Annotated in this window: 15 protein-coding genes; 8 read left to right on the top strand and 7 right to left on the bottom strand. The window is 59.7% G+C overall.

Annotated features, from left to right (window positions below):
- Positions 1-69 precede the first annotated feature (69 nt).
- Together QN084_RS15865 and QN084_RS15860 are read right to left on the bottom strand one after the other, a co-directional pair.
- Complete coding sequence (locus QN084_RS15865) at positions 70-1,362, bottom strand: sensor histidine kinase (RefSeq protein ID WP_069695420.1); 1,293 nt, start codon at positions 1,360-1,362, stop codon at positions 70-72.
- Between the two features lie 107 nt (positions 1,363-1,469).
- Complete coding sequence (locus QN084_RS15860) at positions 1,470-2,186, bottom strand: response regulator transcription factor (RefSeq protein ID WP_069695419.1); 717 nt, start codon at positions 2,184-2,186, stop codon at positions 1,470-1,472.
- A gap of 174 nt (positions 2,187-2,360) precedes the next feature.
- On the opposite strand from QN084_RS15860, the gene QN084_RS15855 reads away from it, so the two are divergent.
- The 7 genes from QN084_RS15855 (at position 2,361) to QN084_RS15825 (ending at position 8,716) form a co-directional block, all read left to right on the top strand.
- Positions 2,361-2,825 (top strand): hypothetical protein, encoded by a 465-nt coding sequence (locus QN084_RS15855; protein ID WP_069695418.1) that lies wholly within the window; start codon positions 2,361-2,363, stop codon positions 2,823-2,825.
- A gap of 439 nt (positions 2,826-3,264) precedes the next feature.
- The gene (locus tag QN084_RS15850; protein WP_069695417.1) at positions 3,265-4,077 is read left to right on the top strand and encodes a hypothetical protein; all 813 of its coding nucleotides are present in this window, start codon (positions 3,265-3,267) and stop codon (positions 4,075-4,077) included.
- Positions 4,078-4,398: 321 nt separating this feature from the next.
- Positions 4,399-6,081, top strand: coding sequence for an IS21 family transposase (gene istA / locus QN084_RS15845; RefSeq protein ID WP_069695247.1), 1,683 nt, complete (start codon positions 4,399-4,401; stop codon positions 6,079-6,081).
- Positions 6,078-6,902 (top strand): IS21-like element helper ATPase IstB, encoded by an 825-nt coding sequence (istB, locus tag QN084_RS15840; protein WP_069695248.1) that lies wholly within the window; start codon positions 6,078-6,080, stop codon positions 6,900-6,902. The genes istA and istB overlap by 4 nt, the downstream gene beginning before the upstream one ends.
- Positions 6,903-7,075: 173 nt before the next feature.
- On the top strand, positions 7,076-7,705 hold the full coding sequence (locus QN084_RS15835; RefSeq protein ID WP_139126780.1) for a hypothetical protein: 630 nt from the start codon (positions 7,076-7,078) through the stop codon (positions 7,703-7,705).
- A 65-nt stretch (positions 7,706-7,770) separates the two neighbouring features.
- On the top strand, positions 7,771-8,154 hold the full coding sequence (locus QN084_RS15830; protein WP_139128007.1) for a hypothetical protein: 384 nt from the start codon (positions 7,771-7,773) through the stop codon (positions 8,152-8,154).
- Positions 8,155-8,260: 106 nt separating this feature from the next.
- The gene (locus QN084_RS15825) at positions 8,261-8,716 is read left to right on the top strand and encodes a hypothetical protein (protein WP_139126782.1); all 456 of its coding nucleotides are present in this window, start codon (positions 8,261-8,263) and stop codon (positions 8,714-8,716) included.
- A gap of 849 nt (positions 8,717-9,565) precedes the next feature.
- Here the strand turns inward: QN084_RS15825 and QN084_RS15820 are convergent.
- The 3 genes from QN084_RS15820 to QN084_RS15810 form a co-directional block, all read right to left on the bottom strand.
- Entirely contained in the window at positions 9,566-9,967 is a 402-nt protein-coding gene (locus QN084_RS15820; RefSeq protein WP_139126812.1) for a hypothetical protein, read from the bottom strand.
- Between the two features lie 727 nt (positions 9,968-10,694).
- The gene (locus QN084_RS15815) at positions 10,695-11,093 is read right to left on the bottom strand and encodes a hypothetical protein (RefSeq protein WP_139126811.1); all 399 of its coding nucleotides are present in this window, start codon (positions 11,091-11,093) and stop codon (positions 10,695-10,697) included.
- A gap of 78 nt (positions 11,094-11,171) precedes the next feature.
- The gene (locus tag QN084_RS15810; protein ID WP_139126810.1) at positions 11,172-11,864 is read right to left on the bottom strand and encodes a hypothetical protein; all 693 of its coding nucleotides are present in this window, start codon (positions 11,862-11,864) and stop codon (positions 11,172-11,174) included.
- A gap of 506 nt (positions 11,865-12,370) precedes the next feature.
- On the opposite strand from QN084_RS15810, the gene QN084_RS15805 reads away from it, so the two are divergent.
- The gene (locus QN084_RS15805; protein ID WP_069695413.1) at positions 12,371-13,768 is read left to right on the top strand and encodes a competence protein CoiA; all 1,398 of its coding nucleotides are present in this window, start codon (positions 12,371-12,373) and stop codon (positions 13,766-13,768) included.
- Between the two features lie 22 nt (positions 13,769-13,790).
- On the opposite strand, the gene QN084_RS15800 is transcribed toward QN084_RS15805, so the two are convergent.
- On the bottom strand, positions 13,791-14,093 hold the full coding sequence (locus tag QN084_RS15800; protein ID WP_139126808.1) for a hypothetical protein: 303 nt from the start codon (positions 14,091-14,093) through the stop codon (positions 13,791-13,793).
- A gap of 751 nt (positions 14,094-14,844) precedes the next feature.
- Positions 14,845-15,654: a hypothetical protein gene (locus QN084_RS15795; RefSeq protein ID WP_069695411.1), complete on the bottom strand. Its 810-nt coding sequence runs from the start codon at positions 15,652-15,654 to the stop codon at positions 14,845-14,847.
- Positions 15,655-15,691: the final 37 nt, after the last annotated feature.

Raw genomic sequence — 15,691 nt, 5'->3', positions numbered from 1 at the left:
GGCGATGACCGGCGGGAACAGTGCGACCGTGTAGAGCTCAACATATATAGTCGTCCTAATTCCGCTCAGTCAGTCCCCACCTGCTTGCCTACGTAATGGTCGAAGGCGATCCGGGGTCGTGTTGTCCGCCGGCGCGAAAGCTTGTGTTGCGATAGGAAGCTCGACTCGAACTGTGAAGCCTTCACCCTTTGGCCCGTATGAGAGACTCCCTCCGACGAGCGCAACCCTCGCACTAAGGCCGATGAGCCCATAGTCGGGTCGCGAGTCCACCTTCGCGTTTGATCCTCCGCCGTCGCTGACCTCAACTCGAAGGAGCTCATCCGTCCAGTGCAGGCTGACAGTTGCCTCGGCGCCTGACCCCGCGTGTTTGGTCACGTTCGTAAGGGCTTCCTGAACGACGCGGAAGGCAGCGTGATCGACGCTCGGATCAAGAGGCCGCGGATCCCCGCTGGATGCAAACTGCACGGCAATGCCGGCTGACCGGACCGGGAAGACGAGCCCCTCCAAGTCGTGTAGACCGTGAAGCATTTCGACTCCTGCGCTGTTGGCCCTTATCAGCTCGAGGAGCCGGCGGAGTTCGTCCATGGTCTGGGAGCCGACCCTTTCGATTACTTCCAAGGCCTCTGCGGCACGGGCAGGGTTGTCATCGATGATGCGCCGTGCCCCCGCAGCGTGAAGGGTCATCACCGTCACCGCGTGGGAGACGATGTCGTGTAGCTCCGCCGCAGTCTTGTCTCGTTCCTTCTCGATCGCAGTGGCTGACTCCCTTTGCGCCTGTTGCAGCGAGCTAATTCGACGGCGATTGCGGCCAATGAGCAATCCGAAGAACCAGCCCGATCCGAGCACGACTCCCATGAGAAGGATCGACGAGGGCTCATACCCGGTGATGCCGTCCCGGCCGAAGGCGATCACGGGGACTGCGAGGGCGAACAGCAGAACCGGGACAGAAATCCGTACAGGTTTGTCCGACGCGACGGCGGCAAGTGATATAACGACGCCCGCCCAGGGAGTGGGGGTGTAGTCCTGGCCGATGACCGCGTTCGGTGCAAACAGCGGGAACGTCATGATCATATGGATCACTAGGACACCGAAGACTGGTAGGGGCGCGAAGTGTCTCCAGGCCAGAGCTGCTAGTCCGACCACGTAGTAGACGGCCGGAAGTGTCGGAGAATCCAGATACAGGGTCGACCATGTCTTCGCATTTTCCCAACCTGAGAAGAGATTCATAAGTTCGAGAGCCGCCGCCACAGCTGCGATCATGACGTCGGAGCGGGTTGGTGCAGTCAGGGCGGCGCGCATCCATCCCGATCGTTTGCTGGTCGACACGGCAAGATCAGCGGATTCGTGATTGCGACGCATCATGGCTCCTGTCGGTTGCCGAAATCGATACCCCGAGTTTCTACTGAACCGAGCTTCTGCGCATCCATCTGCAGGTGGAGGGTGGTCCTACCGCAGGATGAAGGTCGGTTCTACTTGCCCTCGGGCCCGACCAAGCCAGAGCGGAATGCGACCGCCACAGCCTGGGATCTGTCGTTGAGGCCGAGCTTCATCAGGATGCGGTGCACGTGGGACTTGACCGTCGTCTCGCTGAGGAACAGTTCCTTGGCTATTTGGCTGTTCTTCAGGCCTCGGGCCATGGCCGCCAGCACCTCCTGCTCTCGCTGTGTGAGATTGCGCAGCTCCGCCGGGCCCGTCAGCCGCCGGCGGACCTGATTCGAATCCGGGCCGGAAGCATTGCTGAATTGGCGAAGCAGGCTCCGTGTCACTGAAGAGTCGATCCAGCCTTCACCTCGCGCCAATGCCCGAATGGCGGCCGCGAGGATCTGCGGTGCCGAGTTTTTCAAGAGGAATTCTGCGGCCCCGGAACGCAGTGCTGAGTCGACGTCCTCGTCATCGCCGAATGTTGTGAGGATCAGCACGGGCGGTGGCGTTCCATGCTCCGCTTCGTACTCTTCGGAATTGAGCAGACGGGTTGCTGTGACCCCGTCGGTACCCCGCATGCGCACGTCCATGACGACTACGTCCGGACGAAGGGATGCAATCGCATTGATTCCGGAAGTACCCTCCCCTGCCTCGCCGATCACGTCAATGTCCGGTTCGCTCGCGAGCACGAGAGCAAGCCCTGCCCTGATGAGTTCCTCGTCGTCAACGAGGACGACGCGGATGCGGTCAGTGTCGCCTCCCATGGGTAAACCTCCTCAGGCTGTGAAAGCAAGTATCTCCGTTCTACGCGTCCTTCCCAAGGTGGTTTGCCTCCATCCGTGGATCGCCATACGAATTTGCTTCCGGGAGACGATTCGACGGCCATGGAGCAGGGGCGAAGCTCTTCACATGCAGCTACGACCCCGAAAGGAGCTGACATGTATCAGGAAATGGGACCTCAAGGCCCGTTGCAGCAACCGGTGAGCATCCCCCAAAGTGCTCCACCCCGGCGGATCTCGGCATGGCCGGCCATTCTCATCACTTTCGCTATTTGCCTAAGTCTGGTTTTCTTCCTCAGTTTCCTCAGCCTACTCAGTGGTGGCGGTGGTGGTGGTGATGATGTCCGCCAGGACAGTGGGAGTCCAGTCACGCGAATGTGCCAAATCGCAGCAACTGCCCAGCAATCCCAAACTGAGTCCGAGCTCGTCGGATATGCGGAGGATTTCCGCCAACTTGCGCAGCAGCTGCCTGCTGAGGACGTGGTGTGGCTATACCAGGGCGAGCAGGTCGGGGCAGCACTAGATGGCTACTTCTACTTCAAAGGTGACCCTGAGTTGTCATCCGGCTCGTTACCGGCGCTCATGGGGGCCTTTCAGAATTTCTCAGCCATGTGCGGCAGTTAGCCCAATCACGTCTTCGGCCGACAGTCCTAAGTCATCGAAAGGCAGGAAGAGCAATGAAGAAGTACTGCCGAAGAGGCCCGCGGGACGGCACCGTCGCCACGACCTCCATCCAGAATGCTGCCCATTCCCCGACCGAGGCGACGACATCGTTCGTGCCCCTGCTTCGTCTCCCGGATTACAACGGACCGCTGTTTCCGGATATAGCGGACTAGCAAGTTTCACGCCCGACGAATAGAAAGAAAAGAAAATGAAGCCAACCATTTTTCGCACGGCAGCTTCGATCGTGATTGCGGCGAGTTGCCTGAGCGCATCAGCTTGTGGAGGAGTGTTCATCCAGCCAATGAACCCGACAAACCAGGCCACAACGTCGACACCTGCACCTACAGATTCCATCTCGCCTTCACCGGGACCTTCGAAGGTCACCGAGGAGCCACACCACATGGAACCCACTGAAGAGACTTCGGTTCCACCCAAGACTGGGACCTACAGGGTCACTATTAACGGACTCTACGTCCGCAGCGAGTCCTGGGACCACGCTTTCGAAGTCGATGGGAAAGGCGATGAAGTCTACATCGACGTCCAAGCGCGTACTGTGGGGGAGGATGGCAAGGTCTTGGACCGGCCCGGACGCGGGAACAAGACAGTCGTAATGGGGGTTACCAACGGCCAGGGAGGCCGGATCCAAGCCGGATCCCGGAGCTCAAAGGGCGGACTCCAAACAGGGGACACTGTCCCGAAGTCGGCCGCAGACTCTAACGAAGGCCCGTGGAACCTCTCAACAGAGCCAAACGCCAACCGTTTGCCGCTCAATGCGGGGACTTTCACCCTGACTGAAGGTCAGGGCAAGGTGCTCATTGCCCCGACCATCTGGGAATGGGACGGTGGCTCTGACCTCTTCTCAGCCTGGACCGAATGGCTCAAAGGGGCGGCAGACAAAGTCCCCGCGGAGGCTCTCGGAGCACCCGGAGCGGTTGCCAAGAAGGCCACACAGCTCGGCCTTGGAATCGCCCTCAGCCTCTCCGAAGACCAGGTAATAGGTCAGGCCTCGGACCGTCCAATCGGTATCCAGAGCCAAGGGCCCAATGGTTACGTCTTCGATCCCTATGTAATCGCCCTTGACTATGCCACGGCCGAGGCCGTTGCCACCGAAGACGACGGCAAGGGACCTGGTGTTAAAACCATCGTTTACAAGGACGCCGACAAATTCCATGGCCATTACGAGCTCTACTATCAAGTGACAAAAATCAAGTAGAGCAAGCCGCATTCTGTTCTGGACCCTTCGAATGAGGCAGCGGCAAAGTAGGCAGCTGCCTCATTCAACTATGGCAATGCTGACCATGGGTCACTGGTTGTGAGCAGGCCGTGAAGGAAAACGATGGCGTCCACCGGGCGGGTGTCGGCGAATAGCACAGCTACCGTCCTGGCATTGGTTGTGACAGGTTTAGATGGCCCCGGTAGGACGGTTATTTCTGGCCCCAATTCTAGACTCGCCGGGCGTTTGTGACGGTTATATGTGGCCCCACCTTCAACGTTGGTTCCATCAGTGGATGGATGCGACGGAGGGTTGGTCCGGATGGAGTCGAGGGTGGAGTTGTTTGCGCGGATCCGACGGGATGCCCGGGTTGAGGGTTTGTCGGTGCGCGCATTGGCGGCAAGGCATAAGGTCCATCGCAGAACCGTGCGGCAGGCGTTAGAGGCTGCGATTCCTCCGGATCGGAAACCGCGGCGCGGTGTTGCTTGGCGGCTGGAACCGTTCAAGACCGCCATTGACCAGATGCTTGTCGATGACACGGCTGCTCCACGGAAACAGCGGCATACAGCCCGAAGGATACTGGCGCGGCTGATTGAGGAGCGCGGAGCGACAGAGCTGTCGTATTCGACGGTGAGGGATTACGTGAGGGTGCGCCGGGCCCAGATCGATCTGGAAGCCGGCCGCAGGGTCGAAGTCTTTGTCCCTCAGGAACACGCACCGGGCGCCGAAGCGGAGGTCGATTTCGGTGAGGTCTTTGTCGTGCTCAATGGTGTGAAGACCAAGTGCCACATGTTTGTGTTCCGGCTCTCCCATTCCGGCAAAGCCATCCACCGGGTCTACCCTACCCAAGCCCAAGAAGCTTTCTTGGAAGGCCATATCGAGGCGTTCAAGGAGATCGGCGGTATTCCGGTCAAACACATCCGCTACGACAACCTCACCAGCGCCGTAACCTCGGTGTTGTTCGGGCAGGGCAGGAACCGGCATGAAAACGACCGCTGGGTGCTATTCCGCTCCCACTACGGGTTTGACGCTTTTTACTGCCAACCAGGGATCGCCGGCGCTCATGAGAAGGGCGGGGTCGAGGGCGAGGTGGGATGGTTCCGTCGGAACCGGCTCACGCCGATGCCTGTGGCTGCGTCCCTGGAGGAGCTAAACGACCGGATCAGAGGTTGGGAGTCCAAAGATGAGGACCGGAGGATCAACGACAGGATCCGTACCATCGGCCAAGACTATGCGGCAGAACGGCCCTGCTTGGGGCCGTTGCCCGTGGAAGAGTTTGATCCCGGGCTGGCATTGAACCCACGCGTTGATCGTTCATCAATGGTCACCGTTCGTATGGTGAAGTACTCCGTTCCGGCGCGGTTCATCGGACGGCAGGTCCGGGTCTCGTTGCGGGCATCCGACGTCGTGGTTTTTGACGGACGCGTGGTGGTGGCCAGGCACCAACGGCTCGCGGCCCGGACGGGGTGCTCGGTCCAGCTGGACCACTATCTGGAGGTCTTGAAGACCAAGCCCGGCGCGCTTCCCGGGTCTACCGCCCTGGCCAAAGCGAGGGAATCAGGTGCGTTCACTAGCGCCCATGAAGCGTTCTGGGCTGCCTCGCGCAAGGTCAACGGCGATGCCGACGGGACCAGGGAACTGATCGATGTCCTGTTGCTGCACCGCTGCATGGATCCCAATGATGTTAAAGCTGGGATCGTCGCCGCCCTTGGCGTTGGGGCCGTCAGCGCCGACGTCGTCGCGGTAGAGGCCCGGCGCCACGCCGCCGCAGCCCCATCGGGTGGGGCCAGCTCGGATCGCCATCCCGGTGAACACGCTGACGTGAAAATGCAACGAGTTGTCAGCCTGACTCAGCGCCGGCTGACCGATCCGGCAGCCGTTATCGCAGGATTGCCACGGGATACCCGGCCTTTGCCCTCGGTCAATGCCTATGACGAGTTGCTGGCCAAGCGCAGTCAACACACCACCGATAAGGAAACGGCATCGAAGGAGAACATCTCATGAGCCCAACAGCCCCGGCGGCCACGATCACACCAACGCTGCGCCGACGGCGTGGCCTGACCGAACAAGCCGCCATCGCCGCCGTGGATCAGGCTTGCCGCAGGCTCCGGCTACCCACCGTCCGCGCGGTCCTGAACGAGGCTCTTGCCGTGGCCGGGAAAGAACAACTCACCTATCAGGGCTTCCTGGCCGAGCTGCTACTGGCAGAATGCGATGACCGTGACCGGCGCTCGTCCATCCGAAGGGTGAAGGCCGCGAACTTCCCGCGGAACAAGTGGCTCGGTGACTTCGATTTCGATGCCAACTCGAACATCAACCCCGCGACAATTCACACGCTCGCAACCGGGGACTGGATCCGCAAAGGCGCACCCCTATGTCTGATCGGGGATTCGGGAACCGGAAAATCTCACCTGCTGATCGGGCTCGGCACGGCGGCCGCTGAACAGGGCTACCGCGTCCGATACACCCTTGCAACAAGGCTCGTAAATGAACTCGTCGAAGCTGCGGACGAGAAGATGCTTGCCAAGACCATCGCCCGTTACGGCAGGGTCGATCTGCTCTGCATCGACGAGCTGGGATACATGGAACTGGACCGCCGGGGCGCCGAACTACTCTTCCAGGTCCTGACCGAACGCGAAGAGAAAAACTCAATCGCCATTGCCTCCAACGAGTCGTTCTCGGGTTGGACGAAGACCTTTACGGACCCTCGGCTCTGCGCCGCAATCGTGGACCGGCTGACCTTCAACGGAACCATCATCGAAACTGGCACCGACTCTTATCGGCTAGCCCATACCATCGCCCAACAAGTGCCTTCGTCAGTCTGATTGGAGCCAACCTGGACGGTTAGGGACAGCTGCCGCAAAGGAGCGCCGCCTCGGCCCAGATGTAGAGGAAACGGGGTAGCCGGCCCGGTGTCCAGGGGTGGATACTCACGTCAAGAGCTTCGTTCTTTTTGGGTGCGTCGTTCGGGGCGGCTTTGCCGACAGTGCGTTGACCGATGACAGTTGTGCCGTCTTCCGCCTTCATAAGACTGTTTCATTTCCGCCTCATTGCCCCTGTCAGGGGCCATTGCCCAAAGGCCATCAAGGCATTAGCCTTGCTCCATCCAATGGATTTACTCTCTCTGGGGGCAGAAGTAATGCATGGCAAATGGAAAATTGCGCTAACAGCCGTAGCCGTTGCTGGCGTCGGTGTAGCCGCTGTTGCTGCGTCATCACCGTCTGAACACGCTGTCGGAAAAGCAGCGGACATCGTTCCCGCGATGGCATCCCAACAGCAATTGTCAGACCGTTTACCCGAGTCCGCTGCCAAGACGTTTTCGTCAACCGGCATCGATCCGGCATCCGTACGGTTGGTGGGCAAAACCACCAATCTTCAATACTTTGCGGCCGCCATGGGAAGCGATCAGATCTGCATCGTCACGGTCGGACAGGACGGCTCCGGTCAAATGATGGGCTGCACCTTCGTCAAGGGATTCGAAGGATATGGCCTCCGCGTGGCCAACCCCGACAAAAGCGAAGAAGCGTGGCTTGTAGTCCCGGGCAGCACTCAAGCTGCTGCAGCCAGCGACCCCGAAAAATGGGACGCTACCGCTCCGAATTTTCTCGTGAAGGGAAGCACCCGCTAACCCGAGGGCGTGCCTGAACACAGGCCGGCCGAATTCGACCCTTCGAACACTCACGTCAGAATTGGATGGGACCCGACATGCACGTCGTAAAACGCGCCTCACTAACCCTTCTCGCCGTAACAGCACTGGTGCTTGGCTCCAGCCAGGCCGCGAATGCCTGGGGCAGCAACAGCTGGTACGTTCAACCAACAAACTGCAACCCAGGAACGTTCTACGGAACCAGCTGGTACGACTTCCCGAATGGCTTAGCTAAAGCTCAAACTTCCGAAAGCGGTAATTACTGCTGGTTTGGAAACGTCAAAGTCACCAGTGCAGTCCGTGACAATTGGGGCAACGGCTACGGGTGGAGCTCGGCAGCGAACTTCACCCAGACCTACTTTCCCACATCTTATGGAGGGTCATGGGGTGGCATCCACGCCTGGGGAGACTCCGGCGGTCGCCTGACCTAAGTCCTGGATTAGGGCCGGGCGACCGATTCGGAAACCCGGCCCTCGCCAAGGAATCCTCGCCGTGCTCTGATGAGTAGTGATGACGGGTTCGCACAAGGGAGCAGACATGAACGGGAATCTTGAACCGTTGTTTCGGGCGGATCCCGCGCCGAGACCGGTGAAGGGCATTCTCCTGGGCTTCACGGCCGCCCTATGCTGGTGGATTGGTATCGCCGGGACGGCGAACAACTCCGGCGGCACCCCATACCTCGTAGTCCCTGCCCTGGTCACTGCATTAGCGTTTGTAGTTGTGCGCCGAGAACGGAACGCTCGGGGCAGATACTTCAAGACCCCGCCAATCCGCAGGCATCGCTTCGCTTTGCCCCGCGCCCGGGCCATGATCGCAATCCTTTGCGGGTTTACGGCCCTGCTATCTTGGTGGATCGCCATAGTTGCGTTCGTTGTCAGCGGTGGCGACATCCAGGCCATCATGGTCTTTCTCTTCGTCCCCGTCGCAAGCACTATAGGGACGTTCTTTGCTGCCCGTAGCGCTGGGTGGATGGGTAAAGGCAACCACTGCTAGTCCGCGCCCCGTCCCCACAAGCTGGGCCTTCTCATACACGGCCGCCCTCGATGCCACGCCCAAACCATCAGACCGATCGCTTCCCCCAACCGGTTCTACACTCGTGGGGTCGGCAGGGGCCGACAAAGGATGCCGGATCAATCCACGGCCGTTACACGGCCGGGCAATGGCCGGTCTCCGTTTCCGTCAATCAGCCATCCTTCCGTCTCCGACCCGCATGCAGCCAAAGAAACCCAGGACACTGGGGCGGCACTTCGAATCTAAGATTGCCCAATCCTCAAGCTGGGGCCAGAAATAGCCGTCCTACCGGGGCCATTTTTAGTTGACATATTCATGGCATGGATACCGTCTAGCGATCGGGGTCTTCTACCCAGGAATGGATCCTGGGTGATTGCTCGACTAAGAACCCGTCACCGAGCAGGCCGTAGAGATCCACTAACTCGTGGATGGCCGCCTCAACTGTTGGAGTGTCATGGGTCCAGGCTCCAACCAAGGTGCGACACGCTTTACGGACGCGCCCTCCGCATGTCACATTGGGAAGAGTCTGTGAGCCTCCGCAGCGGATGAATTTGCCAGATACATCCGGAGACAGAAGACCTGAACTCCGCGCAAGTCAGATACCCCTTGTGATTCCACACAGCGACTGCGAGCAGTACCGCTATCCGCAATGCCTGTGGCGGCCGCCGATTCGGAGAAGAACACAAACGGCAAGCTGACCGGTGGGGCAATACCGCATTGACCGCAGCCTACGTTCTCAGAGCCCTAACGACCTGCCCTAGTCCGGTTCCCCGCTACCCTCAGAGCGCCATTGGCGCCGCTTTCAAGAATCCCGCGTTCAAGCTGAAGGGACTACACGTCGGAGGTCAGAGGTTTCAGGATCTTCTGGACCAGGACTTTGGCGGCAGCCCCTTCGGCGTCGTACTCACGGGACTGGGGCAGGGATGACCAAAAAACCGATGTCGTCATAAGTGCCGTCCTTGCTTGGGCCGCGTCGCTCTCCGAGTCAAAGATGGCACGAGCGCCTGCAGCCGTAGACGGCGTAGTCTTATTAATTTTGGTGTGCGCGCCGTTAGCACCGACCAGGAATGTTGTAGTGCTGTAGACATCGTATTGGCCGGGAATCTTGATTACCCAGCCGTTCAGTGAGAACAGCGGAACGAAGATGTCTTTGCCTGACTTGGTGAAAAAGGACTTCCTATAACGTTCGTATCCGCACTCAATGGCCGGCGCGTGAAGGGTGCTTGCCACCATGTGTGCCGCCGTGTCCATCGGGTCGGGGTGCGACCAAACAGGCGTTGTTCCTGCGGCCGCAATGGTCCGCTGACCAACCCCTTTTCGCCCTTCACCTTCGTAACCCGTGGCCCAGAATCCCAGGTCTACTAATATGGCGGCGATTGTGTGTGGGTGACCATCTGTGTGCCTCTTAAAGGCGGCCGCATAGTCATGTCCCACTGCCGTCAGTGCCGTGTCATAGCAGTTGTAGCACATCGTCTGTGGATGCCGGTTCCAAGCTTCCGCCAGTGCCCGGTGGAGTGCTTTAGGGCTTCGGGTGAGTGCTCCGATGCTGCTGTTGTACCAGGCAGGATGCTTGACGTGCCCTTGGCACATGGTCTGACCGCAGTTGCATCGGGCATCGGCCGATCTTCCGCAAAAACAGTAGTCGGACACCGCATTCTCCTAGGGCTGGAAGGTTGCTTGCAGAGCTCATGCTGATCCTGCAAGCTTCGAATATGCATTGATGCAACTATTTGGGGCAAGAGGAACGAAGTTGTTTGACACTATCTGACGTCTTCTGACCTTTCGTCCATGAGGGAGATGCCAGCGAGGTTATATGACGCGGATTGCTCCAAGTGGTGCTCATGCTGTCCCGCGGCAACTGCCGGCATGACTTTTTTAGCCGACTGATCAACAACAGGACTGCCTTTCTGTAATGGTTCAACCCCTCTCTTTGGGGACCCTTCACCTGAAGATCATGGCCTTATCGGGAGTCGGTGGGCTGAAGCTCCATGTATGCCACCTTGCCATCCCTGCATACCCAGATCTCTGCTCGCTCGGCCCTTTTGTAGCGGTCGTACTCGGGGCAGTCCGAGAGCGTCAATGTGACTACCTTGGCCCCTGCCGAATCGGCAAGACCCGCTTGCTCGTCCTTGGTAAGTTCACGGGATGAACGTCCGGTAGTTTTGCAGCCCAGAGCACGTTCTGTGACCACGCTGAAGCTCGACATCACTTGGTCCCGGTATTGATCCGCGCTCTTCCCCTCGGCGATCTTGGTGAATACGTCCTGGGCTGAACTGTCGGGAGTTGAACAGGCCGCTGCGCCGGTAGCCATGAACATTGCTGTCAGGCACGTGACAGCAATCCGTAGTCTTAACTGCACGTTTAAATCCCCATCGTTCGTTTTGTCGTCGGCCGTACATGAGTACGGGCGGCCGCCGAGCCGGTTGAGTTCCGCGCCCTACTTGAATCCGAGCTTGCCACTTTGTACCAAAAGTGCCAGACCGTCAGCGAAATCAAGAGCCGCTTCAGCTGCCTTGTCTGCGTCTTGGGGCCTGTCGTAAGCCACTCCGCCGACCGCGCCGGTACCCCAGGTTGGATCCGTGAATCCGAGATAGATGTATTTTGCTGATTGGTCGATTTCCTGGTAAATGGTCCAACCTGACCGAGCCCCGTGGTGGGGTGTCCCGGACTTCTTTACGGCTAGATCTGTTGAACCCAGGAGCTTAAGAGTGCTGAACGTCACTGCAGTCACATGAGGGTCAGTGGGGAGGGATCCACTGGTGACATTTGCAAAGCAACCAACATAGTTCGCGTCGGCTGCGCCAAATTCTGTGAACTTGTACGTTTCGCCCAGAGCAGCGGTCAGAGCAGAAGCGTCTATGGATTCGCATATTGCGGTTCCATTTCTGTTCTCGGCTGGTGCGCCAGCAGAGGTTGGTGAAGCGGTTGGTGAGCCGGTAGAGGGTGGTGAAGTAGTTGGGAAGTTCGGATCAGTCGTGGCATAGGTCGAGGCGATGATTGTCGAGTCGCCTGTGGCAGCGTTTTGTGGTGGACCTCCGCAAGCCGATAGTGCTAACACGAGCCCCATGGCAGAACTAATCCATGCAGTCTTCCTTCTCAACTTTTGATGCTTCCTTTTGAACAGTCCCACCGCTCCCCCATCAGGTTGGCGGCACTTGAGGCCGCAACTGCTCTTTTTATACCAAAACACGTACCAAACGACTGCGACTATTTCGCATTACTCTGGCGATTGAAAGTTCCATGGCCCCGGATCTTTGGAGGACCAGATAGCGGGAAGACTTTTCCCACCGCAGGACTCCAGAGAGATCCAGTGCACGGTGAGGGATCCTTCACCGGGCACTTGACCTCTACGACGGAACACTCGCCGCGCTCTTCAACAGAGGGCTTACGAAATCACAGCTATACCCGTTGAAGGTAGGTCTTTGTTCTGCCAGTCCTGATATGGCGGCCACCTGTCCTACTTCCTACGCAGTCGTTGCGAGGGATGAACATTCAGACAGCCGTAGCGGCGAATTTGGATTCGAAGGCACGCTAGGGGGATCCTCTCCTGGGCTCCACACCAGGCCATACAAGTTGTCCGTTGACAGACAGCCGGGGCCGTATGGTCGAATCGCTCTCAGGGCCGGGACATGGACCATGATTGGGGGAACGATGCTGCTGACCGCCTTACTCGACGGGCACCGGGTCGAGGCGACGACCTACAGCGCTGAGTCGTGGAGAGAGCTGCAGAACTCCGAGGACCGCAAGCGGATGGTCATGCCGGTGTGCGGGATCCGGGCGACCGCCAAAACCCGGGGTACGTCCACAAAGTACTTCGCCCACTACCGGAAGACGGAATGCAAGGTTGAGCACGGCGGAGAGTCGCCGCAGCACCTGGCGATGAAGGAGGCCTTGAAGCTCTGCATCGACAGGATTCCTGGCTGGCACGCGATCGTCGAGCACCCGCATCCGTCACGGGAATGGATCATCGACGTCCTGGCCGAGTCAGATGACAGAACCAGGCGGATCGCCTTCGAGGTGCAGCTGTCATCCCAGTCACCGGAGAACTACTTCGCCCGGTCCCAGCGCTATTTCGACGGCGGTGCGTTCCCGGTTTGGCTCATCCCCCGGCAATTGGAGCACAACCAAACCATAGTCCCAGTAGCCGTGACGGGCTTTGGCAAGACGTCCACAGTCCCAGACGATGCGTCGGATCTGCTTGGCCTGCCCGCGCGGCAGAACCTCGTCCACGCGGACGACAATCTCGGAGCTTTCGTTGAGGCCCTGCTCCGAAGGGGCCCGTCATGGAAACATGGAAGCCCGCAGGCCCAGGCAGACGCACGCAAGGCCGCAGCAGAGGCCGACGCCGCCGCTGCCGAAGCCGAGCGCAGGAAGCAGGGAGCCATCGAGCAGGCGATCGAGGTGATGAATGACCGCTCGGCCTCGCCCGAAGCGGCGTTCGGCCCCCACGTCGTCCGCACCCAGACGGATACTTACGTCTGGGGAAGCCTTACATGCTGTTGGAACTGCGAGGGCCCAATGCTAGTCTGGGACGCGCGCGTCTGGGCCTGGGGAGGCGCGACGCCCGGCCTGCAAGTAAAGCCCGAAGTCGGCCCAAAGCGGTTCGAGAACCATCCCGAAGTGCACCGCGCGGTCGACAACTGGATCAAGGCTGCCAGGCCTGACGTGCCCAAGGCAGCGATCAAACCACGGCGCACCAAGGCCAGCGGTCGGCTCTACAGCGCTTTCGTGTGCCCCTCCTGCGATACCACAATGGGGCAGATATTCATCTCCCAAATCCGCCCTGAGAAGTGGTCCATCCTCAGCAGCCCCGGCGGTAAGTCAAAGGCGCCGGCCCCGGTATCAATGCCAGCCACGACACCGAATCGAACCACTGCCCCTGTTCCGGCTACGCCCCCACCCACCCGTGCGGCTATCTCTTCGGGTCCTGCCCAGCCCTTGCGGTGCCGCCTCCACGGCACGCCTCAGGATTGGTGCGACTGGTGCCAGAAAAGACCGAACCCGAAGCTGGGGCGGCGGTACCCTGTCGAATAGTTTTCGGCGACCGGGAGGCGGGCTACTGATCTTCGTCGGGGTGCTGGCCCACCGGCGTCATGGCGTCGAAGCGGTCAGGAGCCTCCAAGTACGTCAGGAAGAAGATCTCCCCGGTCCGTTTATCCACGAACGTGCTACCCCGGCCAATGTGTTCACAGGAGTAGTCGCCGTCGATGACGAGCCGGCTCCCTCCATCGATGAGGAGCCACGCCGCCTCGTCCTCGTAACCGTAGTCGGCAACGGTGTACTCGCCGCACTCCCCCACTTCCCAGGTCGGGGCCAACGCCTCATACGCGCCCGCACGGGCCTGTTCAAACGACAGCATGATCCTCCAGTGGATAGGCCCTTTCATACCCGCCCCCCTGTGACGAGCGAAGGCAGGGCTTCTTTCCAGCATTTCTGCCGCCAGCACAGCACTCCCAAGGGCCGCCTGGGTGGCAATCCTACGTGTTCGGACTGGGGAGGGAATAGGGGGCTGCCGCGCGTCCCGTACTGTCCGGAAGGTCTGCTCCGCCAGCCAAAGCCAGACCAGTCGTTCCGCTGCCGAGGACACCGCGGACTGCAAATATCCGGAGGCCACGAAACGGACAAGAGGACTGCTGTCCTGTGCCAGGGCGTCAAGGACGTCCCGTGGAACTCCGGGGTTCATGGCGACGAGAATTGTCAGGTCGACGCTCCGGCCTGGGAGTTCTACTAGCAATTCCCGAGGCCCGGCACCGTTGAACGCGACTGCCTGGCGGACTACCGAGTCGGTGTCACCGAACGGCTGCAGGCGGCCGGTGGAGACGCGTTCCAGTCCATCCAGGGCCGTCTTGGCGTCGGTGAGGACCTTCAGTCCCCGACGCCCTCGCGCAGGACCGGGTGGTGGCCCAGGGTGGACTGCAGTCCCCGGCGGATGGTCGCAAGTAACCGGCGCGGATGCCGCCCTGAGTGGACACGGACGTGTACACGCCCAGGATCGGGTCCGCCGATGTGGGCGGCGCCTCACACCTTCATCACCGACCGGCTCGATGGGCATGACAGGACGACGTGCGGGTTTCTTCAAGTTCCAGCGGTGGACGGGCTAATGCGTTCCGCTAAGACACCTTTGAGAAGCCATCAAACGCTTGGAGAAGCTTGCCTTTCATCCTTGCTGCGGCCTCGTCCACTTGGGATTGCGGAACGTCGTTCATGGTGGTTGAGGTCAGAACCGAACCCATGGAGATCATGACGCTACCGCTGTGGGCAAACATCCAAACACCTTCTTGGGGTGTCGTGTTCTTCGCCGCCGGTGTTTTCCACCGGACATGCACTGTCAGGACGTTTCCCGAGGACAATGACTCGATCCGCTGCACAGACCCTGTGGACTCAAGCCCCTTGTAGCTGAAGCTGACCGAGGAACAGGTTGAAGCCGCGGACTGCAATGCCTCAAAGCGGCCAGGGTGACCCCCTTGGGGATCAATGGAAGCCAGCATAGATGACTGGCCAGGGACATCAGTCCCAAATCTCAGGACACCGGCGGTCATTCCCTCCTGCACGGCCTCCCCAAGCCCGTTTTCTGGCGTCATGACGAAGGGCCGGCAACTTTCCGGCGTGACCTTGAATAGTTTAAGGTTCTCCGTGTCTTCCTTGATTTTTTGCTGATATTGACCTTTCGGGACAACTGTTCCAAAATCGCCACGCATCGTTTCTAAGACTTGAGCAATTTGGTCTTCGGTGTAGGGCACTAACTGAAGTCCGATCAGAGTGTCGGCAGCTTCAGTGGTTGTAGTTGCATCGGCCTCGTGTTGATCGGCCGCGACGGAAGTGCTCTGCGCAGGGGGCTGGGTGCCAGATGGAGCCTGGATCCCACACGCGGTCATGCCCAGCAATGCCGCGAGGGCAGTGGCTACAAGCTGTGTTCTCATGGAGTTCCCCGTCTTCGGGCCGCTAAGTGAGAGTGGT

It is taken from the genome of Paenarthrobacter sp. R1 (assembly GCF_030264015.1).
Taxonomy (GTDB): Bacteria; Actinomycetota; Actinomycetes; order Actinomycetales; family Micrococcaceae; genus Arthrobacter; species Arthrobacter ureafaciens.
This window is presented reverse-complemented; position numbering and strand designations above follow the sequence as displayed.

What these genes read in the sequence shown, in the direction of transcription:
- QN084_RS15835 (WP_139126780.1), top strand. Translation starts at nt 7,076, where the DNA reads ATGACAGTTGTGCCGTCTTCCGCCTTCATAAGACTGTTTCATTTCCGC.
- QN084_RS15865 (WP_069695420.1), bottom strand. Translation starts at nt 1,362, where the DNA reads ATGATGCGTCGCAATCACGAATCCGCTGATCTTGCCGTGTCGACCAGC.
- QN084_RS15825 (WP_139126782.1), top strand. Translation starts at nt 8,261, where the DNA reads ATGAACGGGAATCTTGAACCGTTGTTTCGGGCGGATCCCGCGCCGAGA.
- QN084_RS15830 (WP_139128007.1), top strand. Translation starts at nt 7,771, where the DNA reads ATGGGACCCGACATGCACGTCGTAAAACGCGCCTCACTAACCCTTCTC.
- QN084_RS15795 (WP_069695411.1), bottom strand. Translation starts at nt 15,654, where the DNA reads ATGAGAACACAGCTTGTAGCCACTGCCCTCGCGGCATTGCTGGGCATG.
- QN084_RS15855 (WP_069695418.1), top strand. Translation starts at nt 2,361, where the DNA reads ATGTATCAGGAAATGGGACCTCAAGGCCCGTTGCAGCAACCGGTGAGC.
- QN084_RS15800 (WP_139126808.1), bottom strand. Translation starts at nt 14,093, where the DNA reads ATGCTGTCGTTTGAACAGGCCCGTGCGGGCGCGTATGAGGCGTTGGCC.
- QN084_RS15805 (WP_069695413.1), top strand. Translation starts at nt 12,371, where the DNA reads ATGATTGGGGGAACGATGCTGCTGACCGCCTTACTCGACGGGCACCGG.
- istB (WP_069695248.1), top strand. Translation starts at nt 6,078, where the DNA reads ATGAGCCCAACAGCCCCGGCGGCCACGATCACACCAACGCTGCGCCGA.
- istA (WP_069695247.1), top strand. Translation starts at nt 4,399, where the DNA reads ATGGAGTCGAGGGTGGAGTTGTTTGCGCGGATCCGACGGGATGCCCGG.
- QN084_RS15850 (WP_069695417.1), top strand. Translation starts at nt 3,265, where the DNA reads ATGGAACCCACTGAAGAGACTTCGGTTCCACCCAAGACTGGGACCTAC.
- QN084_RS15860 (WP_069695419.1), bottom strand. Translation starts at nt 2,186, where the DNA reads ATGGGAGGCGACACTGACCGCATCCGCGTCGTCCTCGTTGACGACGAG.
- QN084_RS15820 (WP_139126812.1), bottom strand. Translation starts at nt 9,967, where the DNA reads ATGGTGGCAAGCACCCTTCACGCGCCGGCCATTGAGTGCGGATACGAA.